The organism is Bacillus sp. FG16, assembly GCF_057809515.1.
The window spans coordinates 1-6,089 of record NZ_JBMDKC010000174.1; the positions used below are offsets into that span (position 1 = coordinate 1).

General features: G+C 32.5%; 5 protein-coding genes and 2 pseudogenes. 4 read left to right on the plus strand and 3 right to left on the minus strand.

Annotation, left to right across the window (positions count from 1 at the left end; translation table 11 throughout):
• Window positions 1-251: recombinase family protein (locus tag ACODS7_RS30765; protein ID WP_488828397.1), on the minus strand; the 251-nt coding region annotated here is incomplete at its 3' end.
• A gap of 233 nt (window positions 252-484) precedes the next feature.
• On the opposite strand from ACODS7_RS30765, the gene ACODS7_RS30770 reads away from it, so the two are divergent.
• The 4 genes from ACODS7_RS30770 (at window position 485) to ACODS7_RS30785 (ending at window position 4,507) form a co-directional block, all read left to right on the plus strand.
• Window positions 485-679, plus strand: a complete 195-nt coding sequence (locus ACODS7_RS30770; protein ID WP_289670076.1) for a hypothetical protein — start codon at window positions 485-487, stop codon at window positions 677-679.
• A 385-nt stretch (window positions 680-1,064) separates the two neighbouring features.
• Window positions 1,065-2,459, plus strand: coding sequence for an amino acid permease (locus ACODS7_RS30775; protein WP_289670198.1), 1,395 nt, complete (start codon window positions 1,065-1,067; stop codon window positions 2,457-2,459).
• Window positions 2,460-2,462: 3 nt separating this feature from the next.
• Window positions 2,463-3,917 carry an FAD/NAD(P)-binding protein gene (locus ACODS7_RS30780; RefSeq protein ID WP_289670074.1) on the plus strand — a complete coding sequence of 485 codons (1,455 nt, stop codon included), beginning with the start codon at window positions 2,463-2,465 and terminating at the stop codon, window positions 3,915-3,917.
• A 158-nt stretch (window positions 3,918-4,075) separates the two neighbouring features.
• Window positions 4,076-4,507 carry a transposase gene (locus ACODS7_RS30785; RefSeq protein ID WP_289670072.1) on the plus strand — a complete coding sequence of 144 codons (432 nt, stop codon included), beginning with the start codon at window positions 4,076-4,078 and terminating at the stop codon, window positions 4,505-4,507.
• Here ACODS7_RS30785 and ACODS7_RS30790 read toward each other — a convergent pair.
• A pseudogene (locus ACODS7_RS30790) lies at window positions 4,469-4,861 on the minus strand (Tn3 family transposase); the annotation flags it as partial. The gene ACODS7_RS30785 and the pseudogene ACODS7_RS30790 overlap by 39 nt on opposite strands.
• Before the next feature lie 101 nt (window positions 4,862-4,962).
• Window positions 4,963-5,572 (minus strand): annotated as a pseudogene (locus ACODS7_RS30795) (recombinase family protein).
• Window positions 5,573-6,089 lie beyond the last annotated feature (517 nt).

Here is a 6,089-nt window from a genome sequence, read left to right on the forward strand (position 1 = left end):
CCTCGTTTTTCTAATTCTTCCGTTAGTTCCAGTAACTGTTTTGTATTCCTTCCTAGTCGGTCCATTCTAGTTACAACCAACGTATCTCCTTTAATGAGTTGATTTAGCAATTGGTCTAATTTTCCTTTTTGTTCTAGTACGCCAGATATTTTTTCATGAACAATTTGATCTACTTTTGCATTCCTTAATTGTTCGATTTGAGAATCTAAGTTTTGATCAAAAGAAGAAACACGTGCATATCCAAAAATCATTACAATATCCTCCAATCTCCCTTTTTAAAAGACAAGTGTATATGATAGCTTGATTATACAGTAAAATCAACACTCTCTCAATCTATCAATAAAGTACACTCTATTGATAGCGAATTAAATGTTGTATCAAGCATCAAATATATTAATAATACGATTAAAAAGCATAAGTTGATGTGAAATTGGTATATTTTGTCTTATTCCCCTTTTTCGGGGGATGGGCAAAGAAACCCTATATGAAAATAAGTACAGGTAGTTTGTTTGTATATGCGCTATTGATTATTTTAAGTGGTGTGTTACAAATATACTCGTATCAAAATCCTGACATGAATACGATAGTAAAGTACAGTCTACAAGCTATTTTAGGAATTGCAGCATTTGTATATGGATGTATGGATGCAAGTTTACATGATAAGAAGAACCCTCTTTGACATTAGAATCAAAGAGGGTTCTTCTTTCGATTTACTTAGAAAGAAATTTTATATACAAGTTTTTTGTAGAATTTCATTCTACCTAAATTTGTTTGAATGCCAATCATAACGATTTATTAAATATTCCAGACGTTATATAGTGATGTCGAAAATATAAGTAGGACTTATATTTTAACAATTGTGAAAGGAATATTTTACATTTTTATTTTTTCGGAAAAATAGATATACTGAAATTGTTCTCACAAGCTGTGAGCTTAATAGATAAAAATGAGATTGTGGTCGCGTGCTCTAGCCTTATCTAATATGAGACAATACACAAACAAATGAGAGGAAGTATAACGTTTTGAATAAAATTCAAAAAAATTTAAGTGCTAAACATATATCTATGATTACAATTGGTGGAAGCATTGGAACAGGATTATTTATGGTAAGTGGGAGTACGATTTATAAAGCGGGTCCAGGCGGTGCATTACTAGCATATATACTAATTGGAATTCTTGTTTATATTGTTACAGCAAGCTTAGGAGAAATGGCTACATATATGCCTACCTCTGGAGCATTTAGTAGCTATTCTTCCAAATTTATTGATCCCGCAATTGGATTTGCTGTGGGATGGAATTACTGGTTTAGTTGGACGACGACGTTAGCGGCCGAAATGACTGCAGGTGCTATTTTAATGAGATACTGGTTTCCAAATAGTCACTCTCTCCTGTGGAGTTTATTATTTATTTTTTGTATTTTTTTAATCAATTTATTGTCAGTCAAGTACTACGGTGAAACGGAATATTGGTTAGCAATTATAAAAATAATTACTGTCATTATTTTTATTTGTCTCGGACTCTCTATGAGCTTCGGAATTATCGGTAATACCCCTAGTGGGTTTCAAAATTTCTTCATAGAGGATGCCCCATTTAGTGGGGGGGCATTATCTATATTAGGTGTTTTTATAATTGCTGGATATTCCTTTCAAGGAACTGAGACTATAGGGATTATGTCTGGTGAAAGTAGAAACCCTCGAAGAGACATTCCAAAAGCAATTCGAAAAGTATTCTGGAGGATTTTTATTTTTTATGTTTTGACAATCGGAGTTATTGGCCTAAGTATTCCTTATACCAACCCCAATCTTGTCAACGAAGATATACAAAATTTTGCAATGAGCCCATTCACATTGGTATTTGAACAATCAGGGTTCACTATGGCTGCAAGTATCATGAATATTGTTATTTTAACTTCTATTTTTTCAGCTGGAAACTCAGGAATGTATGCCTCAACCAGACTATTATGGAAAATGTCCACAGAAGGGACTGCACCTGAAATTTTAAGCAAGATAAATAAGAAGGGTGTTCCTATTTTTGCCCTATTATTAACAACTATAACAACAATGAGCGTGTTTTTACTTTCACTTATTGGTGAAGGAAAAGGTTTCTTTTGGTTGTTGAGTGCTTCAGGATTATGTGGATTTATCGCCTGGATAACCATTTTAGTCAGTCATTATCGTTTTCGTAAAGCATTTTTACAACAAGGGAATGTCCTATCTGAACTATCGTATTATTCCAAATGGTATCCAAATGGTGTTTTGATTGCAATAGGTACTTGCGTATGTATTATACTCGGACAAAATTATACAGAATTTTTTTCAAATAGAATAGATTGGTATAGCATCTTTGCCACGTATATAGGGATTCCTATTTTTGTATTACTTTGGGCCGTGTATAAAATAATAAAGAAAACAAAGGTTGTTAGGATTAAAAATATTAATTTAAAGGAAGGAAAGATATAAAATATGTTAAAAATAGGGATAGTAGGTGCGGGTGCTACTGGCACAATTTTTTTATACAATTTCATTCAAGAATTTAGGAAACGTAATGCCGGAAAAATTGATTTCTATATTTTTGAAAAAAGAACCGTTTTTGGGCCTGGTGCTCCTTATCAAGAAGATCTTTTTAGTGTTCGATTAAATCAGCCTATTAATTTAATGTCTATTGATGCTAATGATAGCGAACATTTTCGAAAATGGTTACTTCATCACGATACACTTTCTTCTTTTGCTTGTGAGGATTATATACCCAGGACTGTTTATGGAAAATATTTAGCAGACTGCTTCAATAAATTATCACATTTAAATAATAGTAATATCCAAGTTAATATTGTAAATAACGAAGTTTTAGATATTGAAAAAGGTGATACATACCAGTTAATCACAAAAAATGAGAAATATTTATTTGATTACGTTATTCTTTGTACAGGTCATTTTAAAGCCAGTGGAATTTTAGAACTCAAAAACTGTGAAAATTATATTGTGGATCCATATCCTTTAAAAGAAACATTGTCAAAAGTAACTAAACACGATAGGATAGGCATCTTAGGGTCTAGCTTAACTGCAATAGATATTGCGGTTAGCCTAAATTATTTAGGGCACATTGGGAAAATTGATATGATTTCAAGAAAAGGCCAATTACCACACGTTTCCGGAGAATCTAGTAGTTCAACTAAATATACCCCTGTATTCCTTACGAAAGAGAATATTGGAAAAATCGAACATTTTAAAATAGAAGATATTATTGATTTGTTGAAAAAAGAATTTGAATCATGGGGTTTGGATTGGGGCATTCTTGATTCGAAGGAAATCGATAATTACGATCGATATTCTCAAAAAATAAATTTTTATAACAATGATGAAAATAAGCTATATTATTCAATTTTGGATCAATTCCACGAAATTTTGAATGAATTATGGTCATGTATAGATAGTGTAGAAAAAGCAGAATTTAAACATTTACCACTCTTTATACAGCGTTCTGTTGCAGCAATTAACGCAAGATTTATAGCAAATATGTTAAATAATAATTTATCACTAAAGACACAATTGTTTTCGTTAGTAGCGTATGAAAATAAACCCTTTATTTTAGGTGAGTTTTCATCGGGGGAGACAGTCAAGTATGATTGGGTTTTTGACGCAACTGGGCTTTCTACACATATTAATACCCAAGATAGTAAATTGTTGAACCGTTTTCTTGAAAAAGGAATCGCTGTACGAAATACCTTTGGAGGTATCATGGTTACTCCTAATCAACATTCGATTATTGATATTTCTGGTAAGGCTCAAAATCAATTGCGTGCCATAGGACATTTAACATGTGGTACACATTACTTTACAAATCATATCCCATACCTAGTTCCAATGGCTAGTTGTGTAGCTAAAGATATTATAAAAGAGTACTATCAAAAAAATTTGTAACTACTCAGCTTAGTTAGGAAAAAGGCATACCAAATACATGTTTCCGATTCGAAAACATGAAAAAGAGAAGACTTCAATCAGAGAATGAATCTAGGGTGTGTCTAAAAACTATTTTTATGGTAGGATTACCTCAAACCATTTAGAGAGAGGTATTTTCTATGACACTACGCCGCTACGAACTTACAAATGAACAATGGGAACAAATCAAAGGCTTTTTCCCACCGTATTCTACTGGTCGTCCGCCTAAAAGAAGTAATCGTGAAATGTTCAATGCTATTTTATGGATAGCTAGGAGCGGCGCTCCCTGGCGTGGTTTGCCGGACCATCACGGCTTATGGAAAACCGTGTATGCTCGCTTCTGCAAATGGCGTAATGAAGGTGTCTTACTGACTATTTTTCAAGAATTAAATGCTGAGCCGGATTTTGAAAATCTCAGCATAGATTCAACCAGGGGTATGGCAACCAAAAGCGAAATATGGGGCCATATGCAAATATATTCCAATTCAAAAAGGGTATGTGAAGAAGTTTTTATTCGCCACATACCCTTTTTATTAATTGGCTACTTGGTAAATTGGCATATCGAACTGTAAATCCGGTGGCTGTCTATTTGGATCAATTCCATATTTGCCAAATCGATTCACATGAGCTGTGATATATGGACTCAACTCACTTAGTACTTCTTCGTCCAATTCATTTCCATCTTTCCGATAATCATGTAACACTTGTGTTAATGCAAATACATTGTAAAAAATTAAACAATTCGCTACTAAGTGATTAAACTTAATCACTTTTCTTTGGTTTTCTCTATTATTTTCAGTAATGATTCCCTCTCCACCAAAAAATAGCCATTTGGTAAACCCATTAAATGATTCACTCTTATTTGTAGCTGTTTGAATGGTACGTCTCAATTGTTCATCAGCTACGTACTTTAATAAAAACATAGTAGGGTATTTTTGCATATCGCCCCGAAAAGGTGGAATAAGAAAAAAGCAGCCTTGTAAATTCTTTTCTATCAAGGTTGCTGCCAGGTACGCTGTATAAACTGTTACAGACTTGATTCATATTCTTTTACCCTTCGGTAAAACGTATTCCGTTTCATTCCAGATCGTTTCATAGCTTCTACGGCTGTTATCTTATTTTTTTTCCACTCGTGATAAGCAGATGTAAAGCTTTCATTGATTTCGAGTTTTTTTCTACCAAATTTGATTCCCTTCTGAAAAGCAACCTGAATCCCTTCTTTTTGTCTGTCATGTATTCTCTTTCGTTCATCTTCTGCCATGTAGCTTAATAATTGTAAAATTAAATCTGAAATTAAGGATTCAATACCATTTAGATCTTTATATTTCATCGTATTAAGAAGGGGCATGTCTAACACAACAATATCAACGTTTTTCATTTTTATGAGTTCTTGCCATTCATCAAGAATCATTTGTTTATTGCGACCTAATCTATCCAATGATTGAATATATAAAACATCTCCATTTCGAAGCATGCGTTTCATGAGTTGATATTCAGGACGTTTAAAATCTTTTCCACTCGCTTTTTCTATACATACATATAAACTCTTCAGCAATCCCCAGCTCTTTTGCAACTGCCAACTGTCTTTCTACAGATTGATCTCTACTACTAACCCTTACATAAAAAAACTTCCTCATACATTCTATCCCCTTATTTCATTTTCGAACGTATTTGTTCTTTTTACTTTTATCATTCGAATTTACATAAATTAAATTTATTATAGTTTAGTTTCAAAAAATCTACAATATAACAGGGATGTCCCAAAAGTAATTATGTTATAATTATGAAATGTAAAAACCTTCAGAAACACAATATGTCAAAAAGTATACCTTTTGATACTGTTGAATAAAAAAGAACAGACTATTGAAATAGTCTGTCCATAGGTAACAGCTGAAATGAAAGTTACTCAAATTTATAGTATAATAAATTTCTAAATAATAAACGGTATTAACAAAAAAAAGAACGGTTCTATTGGCATAGTCCGTCCGTAGAGAAGGGAATAATGACAGTTATTCTTCTTAATTATATTTAATAAAACAGAAAATTCAATCCATTATATATTGAGAAAATATTCATCTTATGAAATAAAGTGGTTGTTATGGTTCTGTTGCAAAGTTTGAAAAAACATCAAGCGGTTTACAAAATGCGGTTATA

Excerpts from the sequence above, each read along its gene's own strand:
- ACODS7_RS30770 (WP_289670076.1), top strand. The coding sequence starts at position 485 with ATGAAAATAAGTACAGGTAGTTTGTTTGTATATGCGCTATTGATTATT.
- ACODS7_RS30775 (WP_289670198.1), top strand. The coding sequence starts at position 1,065 with ATGATTACAATTGGTGGAAGCATTGGAACAGGATTATTTATGGTAAGT.
- ACODS7_RS30780 (WP_289670074.1), top strand. The coding sequence starts at position 2,463 with ATGTTAAAAATAGGGATAGTAGGTGCGGGTGCTACTGGCACAATTTTT.
- ACODS7_RS30785 (WP_289670072.1), top strand. The coding sequence starts at position 4,076 with ATGACACTACGCCGCTACGAACTTACAAATGAACAATGGGAACAAATC.